15 protein-coding genes and 1 riboswitch are annotated in these 15,218 nt (G+C 69.6%); of the genes, 6 read left to right on the forward strand and 9 right to left on the reverse strand.

The genetic code is table 11. From position 1 onward, the window contains the following. Nucleotides 1-35: 35 nt before the first annotated feature. Nucleotides 36-1,283 (forward strand): cation:proton antiporter, encoded by a 1,248-nt coding sequence (locus ACZ3HL_RS40170; RefSeq protein ID WP_465536910.1) that lies wholly within the window; start codon nucleotides 36-38, stop codon nucleotides 1,281-1,283. 217 nt (nucleotides 1,284-1,500) lie between these two features. Here the strand turns inward: ACZ3HL_RS40170 and ACZ3HL_RS40175 are convergent, their stop codons facing one another. The 4 genes from ACZ3HL_RS40175 to ACZ3HL_RS40190 all read right to left on the reverse strand — a co-directional run bounded on the left by ACZ3HL_RS40175 (nucleotide 1,501) and on the right by ACZ3HL_RS40190 (nucleotide 5,595). After that, nucleotides 1,501-2,010, reverse strand: coding sequence for an SRPBCC family protein (locus tag ACZ3HL_RS40175; protein WP_465536912.1), 510 nt, complete (start codon nucleotides 2,008-2,010; stop codon nucleotides 1,501-1,503). Between the two features lie 85 nt (nucleotides 2,011-2,095). Continuing rightward, on the reverse strand, nucleotides 2,096-2,554 hold the full coding sequence (locus ACZ3HL_RS40180) for a hypothetical protein (protein WP_465411893.1): 459 nt from the start codon (nucleotides 2,552-2,554) through the stop codon (nucleotides 2,096-2,098). 3 nt (nucleotides 2,555-2,557) lie between these two features. Next, on the reverse strand, nucleotides 2,558-4,885 hold the full coding sequence (locus ACZ3HL_RS40185) for a molybdopterin oxidoreductase family protein (protein WP_465536958.1): 2,328 nt from the start codon (nucleotides 4,883-4,885) through the stop codon (nucleotides 2,558-2,560). A gap of 74 nt (nucleotides 4,886-4,959) precedes the next feature. Next, complete coding sequence (locus ACZ3HL_RS40190) at nucleotides 4,960-5,595, reverse strand: DUF4230 domain-containing protein (protein WP_465536913.1); 636 nt, start codon at nucleotides 5,593-5,595, stop codon at nucleotides 4,960-4,962. Between the two features lie 111 nt (nucleotides 5,596-5,706). On the opposite strand from ACZ3HL_RS40190, the gene mptB reads away from it, so the two are divergent. Continuing rightward, nucleotides 5,707-7,146, forward strand: a complete 1,440-nt coding sequence (mptB, locus tag ACZ3HL_RS40195; RefSeq protein WP_465536915.1) for a polyprenol phosphomannose-dependent alpha 1,6 mannosyltransferase MptB — start codon at nucleotides 5,707-5,709, stop codon at nucleotides 7,144-7,146. Here mptB and ACZ3HL_RS40200 read toward each other — a convergent pair. Beyond that, nucleotides 7,050-7,595, reverse strand: coding sequence for an SRPBCC family protein (locus tag ACZ3HL_RS40200; protein WP_465536917.1), 546 nt, complete (start codon nucleotides 7,593-7,595; stop codon nucleotides 7,050-7,052). The two genes, mptB and ACZ3HL_RS40200, sit on opposite strands and share 97 nt — an antisense overlap. Nucleotides 7,596-7,654: 59 nt before the next feature. On the opposite strand from ACZ3HL_RS40200, the gene ACZ3HL_RS40205 reads away from it, so the two are divergent. After that, nucleotides 7,655-8,236, forward strand: a complete 582-nt coding sequence (locus tag ACZ3HL_RS40205; protein WP_465536920.1) for a TetR/AcrR family transcriptional regulator — start codon at nucleotides 7,655-7,657, stop codon at nucleotides 8,234-8,236. A 2-nt stretch (nucleotides 8,237-8,238) separates the two neighbouring features. Here the strand turns inward: ACZ3HL_RS40205 and ACZ3HL_RS40210 are convergent, their stop codons facing one another. Continuing rightward, entirely contained in the window at nucleotides 8,239-9,141 is a 903-nt protein-coding gene (locus ACZ3HL_RS40210; RefSeq protein WP_465536921.1) for a LysR family transcriptional regulator, read from the reverse strand. An 83-nt stretch (nucleotides 9,142-9,224) separates the two neighbouring features. Here ACZ3HL_RS40210 and ACZ3HL_RS40215 point away from each other — a divergent pair, with 83 nt between their 5' ends. Continuing rightward, nucleotides 9,225-10,436 carry an MFS transporter gene (locus tag ACZ3HL_RS40215; RefSeq protein ID WP_465536923.1) on the forward strand — a complete coding sequence of 404 codons (1,212 nt, stop codon included), beginning with the start codon at nucleotides 9,225-9,227 and terminating at the stop codon, nucleotides 10,434-10,436. Between the two features lie 66 nt (nucleotides 10,437-10,502). Next, nucleotides 10,503-10,571: riboswitch (guanidine-III (ykkC-III) riboswitch) on the forward strand. An 11-nt stretch (nucleotides 10,572-10,582) separates the two neighbouring features. After that, nucleotides 10,583-10,897: a DMT family transporter gene (locus ACZ3HL_RS40220; protein ID WP_465536926.1), complete on the forward strand. Its 315-nt coding sequence runs from the start codon at nucleotides 10,583-10,585 to the stop codon at nucleotides 10,895-10,897. A 195-nt stretch (nucleotides 10,898-11,092) separates the two neighbouring features. Here the strand turns inward: ACZ3HL_RS40220 and ACZ3HL_RS40225 are convergent, their stop codons facing one another. Both ACZ3HL_RS40225 and ACZ3HL_RS40230 read right to left on the reverse strand, forming a co-directional pair. Beyond that, complete coding sequence (locus ACZ3HL_RS40225; protein ID WP_465411901.1) at nucleotides 11,093-12,418, reverse strand: alpha-lytic protease prodomain-containing protein; 1,326 nt, start codon at nucleotides 12,416-12,418, stop codon at nucleotides 11,093-11,095. A gap of 133 nt (nucleotides 12,419-12,551) precedes the next feature. After that, the gene (locus tag ACZ3HL_RS40230) at nucleotides 12,552-13,535 is read right to left on the reverse strand and encodes a LysR family transcriptional regulator (protein WP_465411902.1); all 984 of its coding nucleotides are present in this window, start codon (nucleotides 13,533-13,535) and stop codon (nucleotides 12,552-12,554) included. 88 nt (nucleotides 13,536-13,623) lie between these two features. Between ACZ3HL_RS40230 and ACZ3HL_RS40235 the strand changes: the two genes are divergently transcribed. After that, nucleotides 13,624-13,920, forward strand: a complete 297-nt coding sequence (locus ACZ3HL_RS40235) for a hypothetical protein (RefSeq protein WP_465536929.1) — start codon at nucleotides 13,624-13,626, stop codon at nucleotides 13,918-13,920. 65 nt (nucleotides 13,921-13,985) lie between these two features. Here the strand turns inward: ACZ3HL_RS40235 and ACZ3HL_RS40240 are convergent, their stop codons facing one another. Then, nucleotides 13,986-15,173, reverse strand: coding sequence for a cation:proton antiporter domain-containing protein (locus ACZ3HL_RS40240; protein ID WP_465411904.1), 1,188 nt, complete (start codon nucleotides 15,171-15,173; stop codon nucleotides 13,986-13,988). Between the last annotated feature and the right edge of the window lie 45 nt (nucleotides 15,174-15,218).

The following is a 15,218-nucleotide window of genomic DNA, read 5'->3' on the forward strand; positions in this document are numbered from 1 at the left end:
GGTTGCCGCGGGAGCGGCCTGGGTACTCCGCGCGCATGGAGATCTTGCTCGCCGGGGCAGGCGTTCTGGCGTTGTGTGCCGCCGTGCTGCCGAACCTGTTGCACGAACGCGCGCTGTCGATGCCGTTGGTCCTTCTGGTCGGCGGGCTGATCTTCGGACTGCTCCCCTTCTCGCACCCCTATGGCCAGGGTGTCCTCGACCCGAGGTCGCATGTGGGCGCCGTCGAGGTGGTCACCGAACTCGGCGTGCTGGTGTCGCTGGTCGGCGCGGGTCTGAAATCCGACCGGTTGTTCGGCTGGCGGTCGTGGAACTCGACCTGGCGGTTGCTGGCGATCACCATGCCGCTGTCGGTCTGCGCGGTGGCCCTGCTCGGCTGGTGGGCGCTCGCCCTGTCCCCCGCCGCCGCGCTGCTGCTGGGTGCCGTGTTGTCGCCGACCGACCCGGTACTGGCGAGCGACGTCCAGGTGCCCGCGCCGCATACCGACGACGGACGGGGTTCGGACAACGAGATCAGGTTCACGCTGACCTCGGAAGCCGGGCTCAACGACGGCCTGGCGATGCCGTTCGTGCTGCTGGCCCTCGTCTGGGCCGGGACGGCGAGCACGTCGCCGGTTCCCTGGGTGGTGACCGAGGTCGTCGTCCCGCTCGCGGTCGCCGTACTGGTCGGTCTCGCCTGTGGCCGGTTGCTGTCTTGGCTGATGTTCCGGGTGCGGCACGAAAGACTGCGCCTTGGCGAATACTCCGACGGGCTGGTGGTGCTGGCCATCGCGTTCCTGCCCTACGCGCTCTGCGAATGGCTGGGCGGCATCGGCTTCGTCGCCGTGTTCACCGCGGCCGCGACCATCCGCGCCAGCGAGCGTTCCCACGAATACCACGGGGTGCTGCACGAATTCGGTGATCAGCTGGAACGGCTTTTCGTCGCCCTGGCCTTGCTCGGTCTCGGCGTCGCGCTGGGCGACGGGCTACTGGCCGGGCTGAAACTCGCCGAAGTCCTGGTGGCGATCGCGGCCGTGGGTATCGTCCGTCCGCTGTTCGGCGGTCTGGCCCTGCTCGGCGGCACCACCACCCGCCCGGCGGCGACGGCGATCGCGTTCTTCGGAATACGCGGGATCGGCAGTCTCTACTACCTCTCCTACGCACTGGGGCACGGCGATTTCCCGATGGCCGACTCGCTGTGGCGGGTCACGGCGCTGACGATCGCGGTCTCGGTGCTCGTGCACGGCCTGCTGTCCGGCCCGGTGATGCGCAAACTGGAGAACCGGGGGATGCAGAACTTCGAGTGAGGGCCCCGCCAGCGGTGCCGAATGGCTCCTGGCCACGGCCGAACGTTGCGAAAGCCACTTTCGCAACCTTCAACGTTGCGAAAGTGGCTTTCGCAACCTGCGGCCAAGCAAGGGGCACCGATACCGAGCGGGCCGGGTCTCGTGACCGATCGGACGACACGCGTGATCCGACGGACGACACGACCACGGCCGGCGGCGTTCGCCGCTCACGATCCCGCTAGCGGTGCCACTCCCGGCCCTCGAGCCGCGCCTTCACCCGCTCCAACGTGGCGGCGATGTTGGCCCGGTTGGTCCCGGCCCGATCCGGTTCGCCGGTGATGAGGATGGCGATCGGGACGAACCACGGCGGCACCCGCAGCCAGTTCGCGACGGTGAGCCGGGTGCCGTCGCCGTCGGGGGCGATTTCGTACTCCCACCGGGAGATCGGCACGAAGAACGGCGTGCGCACCCGGTAGGCGAACCGGCGTGCGGGTTCGGCCTCGATGATCTCCGCGTGGGTCACCCAACGCCGCCATCCGTTGCGGTTGCTCCCGGAGAACCAGCACCCGACGCGCGCCTCGGTCGCGCCGCGGATCCAGCGCGCCTTGCGGAGCTCTTCGGTGCACTCCGCCATCGAGACCGGATCGCTGACGAGCCGGTACACCTGCTCCGGGGTGGTGTCGATCAAGACCTCCCCGGTGGCGATCGGTTCGCTGTAGGTCAGGCTGTCCCTCGGCTTCGTCACCATCGCGCCTCCCAGTCGACTTCGCCAGCCCACCAGCACGAGCCCGCCTGGTCAAGACCGGCGGGGTGAGCACCGCACGGACGCGGAATCATCGTGCGGCGATGAGTGCCTGGGGAGCGCTTTGCTTCATCCGCGTACGAAGCCAGGTCAGCTGGCGTGCGGTCTCCTGTTCGTGTTCCTCGACCAGATCGAGCAGTTCCCGGTCGCGGAGTCCCTGCGCCGCCTGACCGACCACGGTCCAGGTGATGTCGGTGAACGACGACAGCGCGTAGAGGTCTTGCAGGTCCCGAAGCAGGCCGACGCCGCCGCTGCGGGTGCCTTCCAGACCCGCGGCGTGGAGCCGCTCGGGTTCCTGCTCGCGGTCTTCGCCGTAGCGCTCGACGATCGGGACGAGCGCTTCGGTCTGCCGGTCGATCCGCCCGGCGAGCAGCAGGCACGTCTGCTCGACGTCGGGCTCTTCGCCATGGCCCTCGCCGACCTGCCGGAAGGCGTCGGCGAGCGTGGTCAGCGAACTGTGCAGAAGCCCGAGATAGGTGGCGAGATGCATGGGTCAGCCCTCCACCTTGCGGACGCGGACGGCGCCGATCTTGAACAGCGGCTGTTTGGACACCGGATCCCATTCGGTCATGGTCAGCTCGTTGGCGGCGCGCGGACGCTTTTCGCCGCCGGTGTCCCAGTAGCCGTAGTGGAACGGCAGGAACACGACGCCGGGACGGACGCGGCCGATCCGTGCCGGCACCTCGACACCGCCCCGCACGGACTCGACCCGGACCAGATCTCCGTCCGTGACCCCGAGTTCGGCGGCGTCGGCCGCGGCGAGTTCGGCCCAGGGTTCCGGTGCGGCCCGCCGGAGCTTCGGGGCGCGTCCGGTCTTGGTGCGGGTATGGAAGTGGTACACCGTGCGCCCGGTCGTGCAGACGAACGGATACCGCTCGCCGGGTACCTCCGGTGGAGTCGTGTACTCCGCGGCCTTGAGGAACGCGCGCCCGTCCGGTCGCAGGGCTTTGTGTTCCTGAGCCGAAACCGTGCCGCCGGTGAGCAGGTCGTGACCGTAGTCCTCGCAGGCGTCCGTCTTCGTGGTGAACACGCCGTCCGCGTAGAGGCGTTCGGTCCCGTCCGGATGCTCCTGGTCGCACGGCCATTGGATCCCGCTGTCGCCGCGGAGTTTCTCGTACGACAGTCCGGTGTAGTCGCACAACCTGCCCCGGCTGCACTCCTGCCAGGCGCGGAAGGCCTCCTCGGGAGTACGCCAGCCGATCAGCGGGTCGCCGTCACGGTCGCGGAAGTCCATCCGTCGCGCGTAGTCGAGGAAGATCTCCAGATCGGCGCGGGCCTCACCGGGCGGATCGACCGCCTTCTCCGAAAGATGCACCGTCCGGTTGACGTTGGTGAAGGTCCCCTGTTTCTCGCCCCAGAGCGCGGCGGGGAGCACGACGTCGGCGAACTCGGCGGTCTCGGTCCGGAAACCGTCCTGCACCACGACGAACAGGCCCTCCTTGCCGAGGATCTCCCGGATACGGGGCAATTCCGGCAGGGAGACGGCCGGATTGGTGGCCGAGATCCAGAGGAACCGGATCGAGCCTTGTTCGGCGTACCGCCAGATCTGCATGGCGTGCGTCGGCGGCGACCAGTGCGGGATGGTCAGCGGATCGACGTTCCACAGTTCGGCCAGCTGCCGGACGTGTTCCGGATTCTCCCAGTTGCGGAATCCGGGGAGGTCGCCGTCGGCGCCGCATTCGCGCGTGTTCTGCGCGGTGGGCTGGCCGTTCATCTGCAGCACGCCGCCGCCCCGTTTGCCGATCATCCCCCGCAGCAGGTGCAGGTTGTTGACCTGGCAGGCCGCCGCCGTGGCCTGGTGAGACTGGTAGAAGCCTTGCAACACCGTCGACAGCACTCGCTCGGCCGTGCCGAAGATCCCCGCGGCCCGCACCAGCGCTTCCGGGTCGATCCCGCAGATCTCGCCGACGTGGTCAGGAGTGTAGGGCTCGACGGTCTTTTCGAGTTCGGAGAAACCGAGGGTGTGCGCGGAAACGTAGTCCTCGTCGATCCATTTCTCGACGATCAGCTCGCGGACCAGGCCGTTCATCAGCGCCTGGTTGGTGCCGGGCAGTGGGGCGAGGTGCAGGCCGCCGGACTCTTCCGCCGCCTCGGCGACCTTCGTCCGCCGCGGATCGACGACGACGACCGCCGGCGGCTCGGGCCCGGCGAGCCGGTCGAGGACCCGGCTCCACAACACGGTCTGTGTCTCGGCCATGTTGTGGCCGAACAGGAAGAGCGCGTCGCAGTGGTCGATGTCGGCGTACGTGCCGGGCTGGCCGTCGGAGCCGAAGCTCTCCTTCATCGCGGCGGCCGACGTGGCCGTGCACAGCCGCGTGTTGCCGTCCATATGCGGTGTGCCGAGGCCTGCCTTGCCGATGACGCCGAGCGTGTAGTACTCCTCCAGGAACAGTTGCCCGCTGGTGTAGAACCCGTGCGACAGCGGCCCGGTCTCGTCCAGCAGTTCCTTGGACCGCCGCGCGATCAGGTCCATCGCGGTGTCCCAGTCGGATTCGGCCAGTTCGCCGCCGCGACGGATCAACGGCCGCGTCAGCCGGTCCTTCCCGGACCACTGCCACGACCCGTAGAGCCCCTTGGGACCCATCCGGCCGTGGTTCACGAGGTCGGTCTCGCGCCCGCGGACGCCGACCATCCGGCCGTCCTTCACCGCGATGTCGCACGCGCATCCGTTGCTGCACAGGACGCAGGCCGACCGGACCCAGCGGTCCACATCGGTTTCCCCGACGCCCGCCTCCAGGTGCGAGTCCGTTCTGCGGGGCCAAGTGTCCCCACGCTGGTACGGCGTCCGGTCTCCCCAGACTTCCGCGATCCGATCCGGCACCGGGTTTGCGTTCATGCGGAAGCCGTACCACGTCGCTCACCAGCCGAAACACCGGACAAAGCGGGCGAACGGGGTCAAGTGGCCGGTTCCGCCGGGAAGGTGACCTGGAAGCCCAGCCCCCGCAGCAGCTGTGTGAGCATCGCCTTGGTGTTGGCCTTGGCGCGTTCCAGCAGGCCCGAGTGTCGCGCGGCCTCACCGATGCGTTTCTCCGCGGCGAGGTAGAACGGCCGCTGGTCCTGCGCGGAGACCAGTGAGCCGAGCCGGTCGATCAAACCGCGCTCCTGGCCGAAGACGTAGCTGCGTTCGTTGTCCAAGTTGGGTTTCGCGAGCTTCGGCTCGGGTAGCCGCACCTCGACCGACCGCCGGTCCTCGGACACCGTCAGCGAATTCTCCACCAACGGGCCGAAATCCACGTACGCGTCGACAGAGCCCGCCGCGACGAACAGGGTGCGTTCCCCGGCGATGCTCGCGGGCACCCACTGGACGTCCTTCTCGATGTCGACGACGACCTGGTAGTCACCGACCGCCGCGTGGTACTGGCTCAGATCCCGGACCGCCTGGAGCACCGCGGGCTGCGAACGGTCCACAGTGGACTTCCCGAACGGGTCGAGCTTCGGCAGCAGCCCGGTGATCTGCAGCGCCGCCGCGACGATCAGGAGTCCGGCCAGCGCGAACGCCCCGAGACGCACCCAGCGCTTCTTCACGCCCACCACCGCCTCTCCACGGCGTGGAGTACCCGGCGGACGCGGCCCCGAAGCGTTCAAGCCGGTTTACCGTGCGATCGGCGGAACCGGATTTCGCACTTGGAGTAGTTTGGCCGCATGCAGAACCTCTTGCCCGCGCCGGAGAAGACCGGGCTGAACATCTCGGCGTTGCACTGGGCGGGTTTCCTCGGAATCGCCGTGCTGGTGCTGGTCACGTCCGGGATCGGCCTCCCCTCGGTGCTGGTGGTGGCGCTGGGCGTCGCCGGGATGGCCACCCTCGTGCTGTCCTGGCTGGGCATCGGACGGCTCGCCGCCGGGCTGCCGGAGCGGCGGCTGTACTGGATCGCGGTCTCGTGGTGCGCGCCGCTGCTGGCCGCGCGCCCGCTGTTCAGCGGCGACATCAACAGCTATCTGGCGCAGGGCCTGATCGCGGCCAAGGGGTTCGACACCTACCTCGTGGGGCCCGCCGAGGCGCTCGGCGCCGATTCGCCGGTGACGATGGCGGTCAGCCACTACTGGCGGGACACGCCCGCGCCGTACGGCCCCGCGTTCGTCGCGCTGGCCCGCACGATCGCCCATGTCGCGGGAGACGCCTTCGTGCCGACGGTGCTGCTGCACCGGCTGCTCGGGCTGATCGGGATCGTGCTGATGGCGTGGGCGCTCCCCCGGCTCGCCCGCCGCGTCGGGGTCTCGCCGTCGATCGCGCTGTGGCTGGCTTTGCTCAACCCGCTCGTGCTGTGGCACGTCGTGGCGGGCGTGCACAACGACGGGCTCATGGTCGGGTTGATGGTCGCCGGGCTGGAACTCGTCCTCATGGGCGCGGCGAAGACCGGCGCGGCCCGGCCCGCGCTGATCGCGGCCGGCGTGATCGCGGTGAGCGCGGCCTCGAACATCAAGATCGTGGCGGTCGCCGGCCTGTTGTTCGTCGGTGCCGGCCTGTTCCGCCGCGCGACACCCGCCGGGCGGGTGGCGGTCGCGCTCGGCCTGCCCGCCGGTTTCGCCGCCGTCACCGCGGCGATCTCGCTCGGCAGCGGGCTCGGTTTCGGCTGGGTGCGCGTGCTGTCCGGGGTTTCCGGCCAGGTCCACAGCTGGATGGCCCCCACCAACGAACTCGGTTTCCTCGTCGGCGGGATCGGCAAGCTCTTCGGGGCCGACCTGACCGACGGCGCGATCGAGGTGTTCTCGCTGATCGGCGCGATCCTCGGTCTCGCCGTCGCCGCCAGGCTGTTGTGGCTCACCTATCGCGAAAAGCTGCACCCGCTCTACGCCGCGGGCTTGACCTTCGCCGCGATGCTGGTCCTCGGGCCGGTCGTCCAGCCCTGGTATCTCTTGTGGACGGTCGCCCTGCTGGCCGTGAGCCTGACGACCGACCGCGGGCGCTGGATCCTCGCCGCCGTCAGCGCGGTGTTCGGAGTGCTGCTGCCACCCGCGAACGGCGGCGCGGTGTCCCTGGCGCTCGGTTACTTGATCGCCGTCGTGCTCATCGGCGGCACTTTGTTCCTGCTCAAGCGAAAGGGCCTCTTGCCGGAGATCAGGCTCCGCAAGAACCGGACGTAAAGGCTCCATCGCGCGGGCTTCCCGACCGTGCCCGTGAGCTCACGCTCGGCGCGGTCGAGGCAGTCTTCCAGCAGCGCGTCGTGCATCGGCCGCCACAGCAGCGGATAGGTGAACCAGGCCGGGTGCCGGAGCCGCAGCACCATGAGGTGCGCGAGTTCGGTCTCCCCGGTTCCCGTCGCCCGCAGGGTGAATTCGTGGAACCCGTCGAAGCCGCGGGGCGCGCTGAACCTGAACCGCACGGACCTTCCGGGGTCGTAGGACTCCACGTGGTACCGCACCGGTCCGTGCCCGCCGTCGGCGCCGACCCCGAGCGGCCGGTCGAACCGCAACGGCGGCCACGTGTCGACGGGCCAGAGCCTGTCTCCGTCCATGGACAGAGTGTCGATCAGCGCACCGGCACGCTCCTGTGTCACGCCGACGATCCGGTGATGCCTGTTCCACACGCGCATCGCGCCTCCCAGTTCTAGAGACCTTCCCCTAAAACCATAGTAGAGGATAGTCTCTGAAAATGGGACGGCCACCGCGGCACACCGCCGACGACTTCCTCGACGCCGCCGTGCGGATCTTCGCCACCGAAGGGGTCGCCGGGGTGACCATGTCGGCCGTCGCCCGCGAGGTCGGCGCGCCGAGCGGGTCGATCTACCACCGCTTTCCCGGACGTCCGGCGCTGCTCGCCGCCGTCTGGCTCCGCACGGTGACCCGCTTCCAGCAGGGGTACCTCGAAGCACTCGAACAGGAACCGGTCACCGAAGCCGCCGTCGAGGCGGCCGCACAGGTCGTCCGCTGGTGCCGTGCCCATCCCGCCGAAGGGAAGCTGCTCTACGGAGGCGACAGGGCGCTCGGCGTCGACGACTGGAGCGCCGAAGACCGCGCCCGCGTCGACGAGGCCAACCGCCGCCTCGACACGGCGATCACCAAGGTCCTCCGGCGGCTCCGCCCGCTGACCGGCCGGAGCACCGACGAACTGATGCTCGCCCTCGTCGACCTGCCCTACGCGGCGGTGCGGCGGCATCTCGACCGCGGCGAGGCGCCCCCGCCGCGCACGGTCGACCTGGTGGCCAGGACCACGCGCACGCTGCTGGCGGGCTGAACTCAGGCCCGCGCCGGGAGCACGAGGGAGAACTCCCCCTCGTCGATCAGTTCGAACAACAGCCGGGCGGCCCGGCCGGGCGGCCGCTCTCCCCTGGTGGCGATGGTCAGCGGCCAGGCGAGACCGGGTTCGTCGAGCGGGATCGTCCGGATCCCCGCCAGCAGGCGGAGATCGGGAACGACGGCGACACCGAGCCCCGCCGCCACGTACGCGGGCACGGCGCGCAGGTCGGCGACCTCCACGATGACCCGCCGAGGTGTCCCGAGCGCCTCGAACGCGCGATCCAGGGCGACCCGGTTGCCGAAGCCGCGCGGATTGTCCACGAACGACTCGTCCGCGAGATCCGCCAAGGTCAGCGATCGCCGGTCGCCCAGCCGGTGGCCGTCGGGCAGCAGGACGACGAATGGCGCCGAGCCGAGCGGTTTGGTGTCGAGCCCGGCGAGATCGGACTCGGGCAGACCGAGCAGGGCGACGTCGAGCCTGCCCTGGCGCAGGTCCTCGGCCAGCCCGGTGGACCCGGTGATCGACACCGAGACGTGCAGATCGACCAGTGGGTACCGCCGGTGGAACGCGCCGAGCAGATCGGGCAGATCGAGGTCTCCGACGCTGGTCAAGGTGCCGATTCGGAGGCTGCCGCGGAGGCCGGCGGAAGCGTCGGCGACCACCTCGCGCGCCCTGTCGAAAGCCTCCAGCGCGGCCTTGGCCTCGGGCAGGAACACCTTGCCGGCCGGAGAGAGCGCGACCCGGCGCGTCGAGCGGTCGAACAGCTTGACGCCCAGTTCGTTTTCGAGTGCCTGGATCGTCGCCGAGACGGTGGACTGCACCGCGTACAGACGCCGGGCGGCGCGCGTGAAACTGAGTTCCTCGGCGACGGCGACGAAACATTCGAGCTGACGGGTCTCCACGGGCACCGATTATCGCATTCACCGATAACTGTGACCAGTATTGTTCGTTGGACTTGGATGATCGGGCGATTCACAGTGGAGACATGCTGAACAGCGTCACCCTCCCCCATCCCGCGCTCCGGCGGATCAGCCACGGCCGCGGTTTCTGGGTCGTCGCGGCCGCCTACGCCGCGTCGCTGGCCTTCTCCACCGTTCCGACCCCGCTCTACGTGCTCTACCAACAGCGTGACGGCTTCCCGACCTATGTCGTGACCATCGTCTTCGCCGCCTACGCGGTCGGTGTGATGGGCAGCCTCTATCTGGCAGGCCATGTCAGCGACTGGCTGGGACGGCGGCGGGTGATCCTCGCCGCGACCTTGATCCAGGCGCTCTCCGCGACGCTTTTCCTGGCGTGGCCTGACGTTCCCGGCCTGATCCTGGCCAGACTCGTCGGCGGCGCGGGGATCGGCGCGCTGACCGCCACCGCCACCGCACACCTGTCCGAACTACGCGCCGTCGCCCGCCCGCGTGAGGACCACGGGCGCGCGGGACTGATCGCGACCGTCGTCAACATGGGCGGGCTGGCGCTCGGGCCGCTGTTCGGAGGCGTGTTCGCGAGCTACTCGGCCGAGCCGCTCACCGCACCGTTCGTGTTCTTCCTGGTTCTGTTGCTCGCCGCGGCCATCGCCGTCGCGCTCGTCCCGGAGACGGTGGAGCGCGCCGAGGAGCGGCCCGCGTACCGGCCGCAGCGCGTCTCGTTGCCGTCGAGCGCGCGGCCCGCCTTCTTCGGCGCGGCGATCGGCGCCTTCGCGGCCTTCGCGATCACCGGGCTGTTCATGGCACTGACGCCGACCTTGCTGGCGCAGGGCATGCACGAGAGATCACGGATGCTCGCCGGTGTCGCGTCGTTCTCCGTATTCATCGCGGCCGCCGGGGCTCAGGTCGTCTTCGCCGGTCTGGCAAGGAAAACCCAGCTACGGCTCGGCCTCGGGCTGATGGTGGCCGGTCTGGTGGCCTTGCCGGTCGCGGTCGCGTCGTCCCAGCTGTGGCTCTTCCTCGCGGGCGGGATCGTGGCGGGCGCCGGCGTCGGGCTGGGCTTCCGCGCGTCGGTGGCCACCGTCGCCGCCCTCGCCGAGCCACCGGTGCGTGGTGAAGTCCTCGCGGCCCTGTTCCTGGCCGCGTACGCCGGGCTGGTCCTGCCGGTCCTCCTCGTCGGAATCGCGCTGGTCTGGCTGCCGAGCGCGTGGGCGCTGATCGGATTCTCGGTGCTGGAGCTGGCTTTGCTCGCGTGGTCGGCGCCCAAGGTGCTGACCTGACCGTCCACAATGGTGACCCTCGTCAAACCGGCGGGCGGCCCGCGCGAGCCGTGTGCCATCCTGGTCGTGGAACCTCGTGATCGAGGTCCCCGGACGAGTGGGTGCCGTACCCGGCCAGCGACAAGACGGCGCTCTGGGAGCGCGTCATGTCGTGGCTTGTCCTGATCGTTTCGGGTGTACTGGAAGCCGTGTGGGCCACCGCCCTCGGCAGGTCCGAAGGGTTGTCCCGGCCGGTACCGTCGGTGATCTTCGGCGTGACGCTGGTCGCCAGCATGGTGGGTCTCGCGTACGCGATGAAGGATCTCCCCGTCGGCACCGCCTATGCGGTCTGGGTGGGGATCGGTGCCTCGCTCACGGTCGCGTACGGCATGTGGTCGGGCGCGGAAACCGTTTCGGTGGCCCGGATCCTGCTCATCGTGGGGATCGTGGCCTGCGTGGTGGGCCTGAAAGTCCTGCACTGACCCCGTAACTCGCGTGATCAGACACGTAACTCGCGTGCTTGAAGGCGTAACTCGAGTGTGGAGCGTCTGAGCACGCGAGTTACGCCTTCAAGCACGCGAGTTACGCCGCGCACAGGGACCGCCCCCGACGCACGGACGACGTCGGGGGCGGTCGGTCCGGGCGCACCCCTGCGTGTGGCCCGGACGGCTAGGCGGTCAGGCGCGCGCCCAAAGCGCTGGGACGTTCGGCGGCTCCCAACCTGCCTGTGCTGTGTGGCCCTGCAGAGCCCGGTAAGTGGCGCCGCCGTAGGTCACCGTCGCGCCGACGGCGTAGGTGGTGCCCGCCGCCCAGGTTCCGCCGGGCGGGTTGTTCGACGTCGTGGTGGTCGGCGTCGTGCTGGAGGGCGGGTTGGACCCCGAGGTCACCAAGCGCAGGTTGTAGACGCTCAGGATCTCCGAGATCGGCTGGAAGTAGAACGTGCCGCCCGAGCTGCAGTTGCCGGAGCCACCGGAGGTGACGCCCTGCGCCTGGTCGCCCGCGAGCCACGAACCACCGGAGTCACCCGGCTCGGCGCAGGCGCTGGTCCGGGTCAGGCCGGAAACGGTGCCCTGCGGGTAGTTCACCGACGCGTTCTTCTGCTGGATGGTGCCGCAGCGCCAGCCCGTCGTGGAACCGGAACGGCAGACCGACGCGCCGATCGCGGCCTCCTGCGAACCCGCCACCGGCACGGTGCCCGGGTAGCGGTTCACCAGCGGACGCGGGGTGTTGCCCGCGTCCACGCGGACCCACCCGTAGTCGTTGCCGGGGAAGCTGGAGCCCGCGACACTCCCGCTCGGGTTCGAAGTCCGCGTTCCCGTGGTGCCGCAATGTCCCGCGGTCACGAAGCCGCCCTCGACCGAGAAGCCGATCGAGCACCGGCCCGAGCCGAAGGTGTAGGCGTTGCCGCCGATGACGTCGATCAGCGGAACCGGGCTTTCGGTGCTGGTCTCGACCCGCACCGCGTCGGCGCCCACGCCGGCCGCGGCCGCCCACGATTTCGCGGCCGCTTCGGCACCGGCGTTGGCCAGCACCACGATGGAGTTCGTGGTGGCGTCGACGTACCAGCCGGGCACGGTCTTCGGAGCGCTGGTTCCCTTGACGTCCAAGGACAGCTTCGCCGCGTCGAGCTGCGCGGCACTGCGCGCGACCGTCTTCGGGGTCGCGCCCGCCGCACGGACGACGCCCTCCAGCGCCGCGTCGGTGACCGCGACGGTCAGCGTGGTCCCGGCCGCGTCCAGCCAGGATCCGGCGTAGGACGAGCCGAGCCGGGACTTGAGGTCGCTGTCGGCCTTGGCCGCCTTCTGCTCGACGGCGAGGCGGGTCCTCGCCTGATCCGGGCTGATCTTCAGGTCACGCGCCATGGCGGCGACGATCTCCTGCTGGACCTGGTCGGCGGCAGGCACATGCTGGCCGGCGCTGGCGCTCGGCGTCAGCGCGATGGCCGTGACCAGGCCCGCGCCGGTCAGGGCCGCCGCGGCGGCCGCTACGATCTTTCGGTTCATTTCAGGCGTTTCCTCACCGCGTTCCGGAAGAAGATCTCGTTCCAGACCGTACGAGGCACCTGCCACGAATGGTACATACCATTTAGGTCATATCCACCCAGTGGACTGGACCTTTCGACCGCTTCCGCGCAGGTCAGCGCAGCCCAGCGTCCGTGTAGTCCACGCCATACCCCGGATTCAACTCCAGGTACTTCGAGTAGGTCGGCCGCCGGTCGATCAGCTCGCCGTACACCGCGCGGGAAAGCGCGATCATCTCCGCGGCGAAGGGGCCCATCTCCCCTCGCTCCGACCAGCCGACGAGATTCCGCCAGCTCAGCGGATTCCCCGCGATCGGGACCGCGACGATACCCGGGATCTCATGGAACAACGGCTGGCACAGCACCACCGCGTGTCCCGATTCGACCATCTCGATGCAGGTCAGCACATCGGTTTCGTACAACGAACGCGGCGTGAACCCCGATCTCGCGCAGGCGGAGGCGAAACAGTCGCCGAAACATCCGTCTCCCGGCGTCGCGCACCAGCGTTCGTTCGCGAGCGCGCCGAGTTCGACCTCGGGCCGCTGCGCGCGCTCGTCCCGCGCCGACATCAGGACGAACACCGGATGATGCGCGAGCGTCCGCCAGCGGAGACCGGGCTCCGGCGGTGGCGCGGCGTCACCGCAGACGCCGACGAAGGCGAAGTCCAGCGCGCCCTCGGCGGTCATGTCCGCGAGTTCGTTGGCCGACCACGACGTATGCGTGGCGACATGGATGTCGGAATGGGTGGTACCGAGGCGTTGCAGGAGCGCCCCCAGCATCGGCCCCGTCGCCGAACCGAGCCGCAGGGTCACCGGCTCACCGGTACCGGCGTGCTGGGCGAGCCGCGCCGCCTCGTCGTGCAGCGACGACACGGCGGGGAGCACCATCTTCGCCCTGTCGAGGACGAGGAGGCCGAGCGCGGTCGGCCGGGTGCCCGTATGGTCGCGCAGGAACAGCTTCCCGCCGAGGGTCCGTTCGATGCGCTTGAGTTGTGCTGTCAGTGCAGGCTGCGCCATTCCGAGCGTGTTCGCCGCCTTGGTGATACTCCCGAGTTCGGCGATCGCGCACATGATGCGCAGGTGGCGCAGTTCCAGCTCCATCCCTCTACGTTAGTAGACATAACTGGACTGGACCAGACAATCAGTTGAGCCAAATGGCTTCGTATCGCTTGGTTCGGCGATGCCATCGATGTCAGGAATCCCGGACACGGCGCGCGTACTGGGCACCGTCGCACTGGCGTTCACCGTCCTCGGCGCGACCGGGATCTCGGACGTCAAAACGCTTTCGTCCGTGGTGACCGCACTGCTGGCCCTGCTCGCCTTCTCCCAGATCCGCTCGCGGCGGCTGACCGAACAGGTCCGGGACGCCACCCGGGGCGGCCCGGCGTCGTTCTTCGCCGGTGAGGCGGAGGCGCTGTGGAACAACGCGGCACCGCACGACCTGACCGTGGGTGACGTTGGAGACCGCGGGCAACTGAGCCGGTAACCGTTCGGGAACGGCGCCCCGCCCCGGCCGATTCCGCTCGCAGAGAGGGGCCGAGGCCGAAGCCGTCACGTCCTCTTCGACTTGCGGTTCAGGAACGCCGAGGCCCCGACACCGTGCGCGGCGACGCTCAGCAGCACGGTCACCGCCATGACGCTCAGCGCGACGTCCGCCGCGTCCCCGTCGAGCGAGTTGAAGGCGAGCAGGCCGAACACGATCGACGCCGCGCCCCGCGGGGCCAGCAGGCCGATGGTCATCCGGTCCTTCCACCGGAAGTCCGTCCGCAGCAAGGTGAGCAGCACCGGGATCAGCCGCGCGACGGTCAGCGCGACGACGCTGACGAGCACGATGCCCCACGTGAGGCCGAAGGACAGCACCAGCACCGCGGTACTGCCGAAGACGAACCACATGAGCAGCCCGCACAGCGAACTGACGTCCTCGGCCAGCCCGAGTTCGTCTTCGCTCGGATGCCGGGCGGTCTTGTAGGCGATCCCGCAGAGGAACGCGGCGACGAAGCCGTTGCCGCCGATCGCGACGGCGGCGGTGTAGGTCAGCAGCGGCAGGGCGACGGCCGCGACCCGCGCGGAATGCCGGGTCGACCAGCCATGCCTGGCGGTCACGTTCATCGCCACCGCGGCCACCGCGCCGATGACGGAGCCCGCCAGCACGGCCAGCAACGCCGCCGGGATCGCGGCCTGCAGCGCCTCACCCGGCGTGTCCGCCTGATGGTGGCTCCCCGCGAGGGTGAGCGCGAAGATGAACACCGGGGCGACGACGCCGTCGTTGTAACCGCTCTCGACGTTCAGCAGATGCCGCACGCGTTCGGGCACCCGGACGTCGTGCACCACCGACGTCGCGGGCGCGAAGTCCGTCGGGGCGATGATGCAGGCGATCAGCAGGACCGCCGCCCAGCCGAGGCCCGGCAGCGCCAGCAGGCCGACCCCCATGACGATCAGGATCGTCAGCGGCAGCGCGAGCAGCAGCAGCCGCACCGCGGGCTTGGCGTCGTGACCGAGATAGCCGCCCTTGACCGCGGTGGCGTCCACGAACAGCAGCAACGCGAGGATCAGTTCCGCCGCGTTGAGCGCGATCTCGGTGTTGAGCCCGTTGCCGAGATCGTTGCGCGTGGTGAACCCGATCGCCAGCCCGGCCGCGACCATCGCCATCGGCGCGGTGATCTGCCACCGCTCCAGCCTGGCCGCGGTCATCGTCCAGGCCAGCACGACGACCGCGCCGACGAGCACGCTCTGGATCATCTCCCCGCCCCTCGTTCCCGGTGGACTCCCCTGCCACCGGGAACG

This window comes from Amycolatopsis sp. NPDC000009 (assembly GCF_055563465.1).